The sequence below is a fragment of the Pelosinus propionicus DSM 13327 genome (assembly GCF_900114615.1).
In the GTDB taxonomy this organism is placed as follows: Bacteria; Bacillota; Negativicutes; order DSM-13327; family DSM-13327; genus Pelosinus; species Pelosinus propionicus.
Genome location: NZ_FOTS01000127.1, coordinates 1 through 1,301, shown reverse-complemented (window position 1 = coordinate 1,301; position 1,301 = coordinate 1). Strand labels below are relative to the sequence as shown.

Annotated in this window: 1 protein-coding gene; it reads right to left on the bottom strand. The window is 41.5% G+C overall.

Features of this window, described 5'->3' with window-relative positions; translation table 11 throughout:
• Nucleotides 1-1,301, bottom strand: a 1,301-nt coding sequence (locus BMZ99_RS25850; RefSeq protein WP_456107090.1) for a gp53-like domain-containing protein, incomplete at both ends; no start/stop codon positions are given.

The window sequence follows — 1,301 nt, the reverse complement described above, 5'->3', positions numbered from 1 at the left end:
CCTATTGCAAACCAATGTGTTTCTGTATGAAAATCCCCTCCGGTTGTAAAACCTGTAAGGGTAAATGATTCAATTTTGGTTTCTGACGTATAGCTCATTGTACCTCCATATTCCGACAATTGTATGTTACATACCGCTGTCGGAAAGGCAATCGGAAAAGTAATAGGTGATGAGGTAGCTCTACCCCATTGCAAGATTAAGCCATTACTCAATTTTTGATATCCGATAGACGCGGCAAAGGAATGGGCTGAGTCGTATGCAATATCCGTGACGGCAGCAGAAACAAAGGCTGTCGTAGCAATCTGTGTTGTGCTTGTTCCTGTTGTTGCCGTTGGAGCTGCAGGAGTCCCTGTAAAAACTGGAGAGGCAAGCGTGGCTAGGGTATTAGGTGTGGGAGTATTACTTATTGTTATTCCAGTTTCATCTGTAATCATTGATATTTCCCATCCAGAGGAAAATAATCCATAATTAGTATGACCTGCTATTACATCAGTGATAACTATTTTTGGATGAATCCAGGTGGAAGATGTAGTTCCTAATAGAATACAACAATAAGTTCCGTCATGTCCAAATCTTACAGAAGTGAAAGGGCAGGTAGGGGACAGAGTTACACAAATTGAGTTCCATTCAGGGGAAGTGTAGTTATATCCACTCAATTCTGCGTCCCAGTTATTTGTAGATGATGAAAGGTTATACCCTTTAATACTTATTTGCAACATAGTACTAGTCCAACTAACAGGAAGGGTAATTTTTATTGTCCCAGTAACAGTTCCTGTAGAGTTATTGTATGCAACTAAATCCTTATAATGATATATTGATCCCCCAGATAACCTATTGTAATTTAAAGTTCTATCTATTGGTTGATAACTAGCACATCTCCAAACCCCATCTCTGTACACCATTGTGAGCATATCTCCAGCCACTGTTGTTATATTTAATGATCCAGGTAAAATTAAAGCTGCAGAATGGGTAATAACAACCCCATTAGACGCAAATCTAAGTATTCTACGAGTACCATCAGTAGCTGGTGTGCCAAAACTTGTTATTGTTGCTGTCCCAGTGATGTTTATAAAATTTCCTGCTGCTGCTCCTATATCTGTTGTCGCAGCACTTGCTAGTGTTGCAAATGCCTCGTTTATCGCCCCTGCAAAATCTGCACCTGTCAACGCTGCTTTCTCACTCGCCAACTCTGCTATGGCTGCCTGTACATTTGTTGCTGCTACATCACCAGTGGCGGTGCTAGATATTGCAGAGGCAGTATGTGCCCCGCTTGTAGCGGTTATGTGGGTATTGGCCGCCTC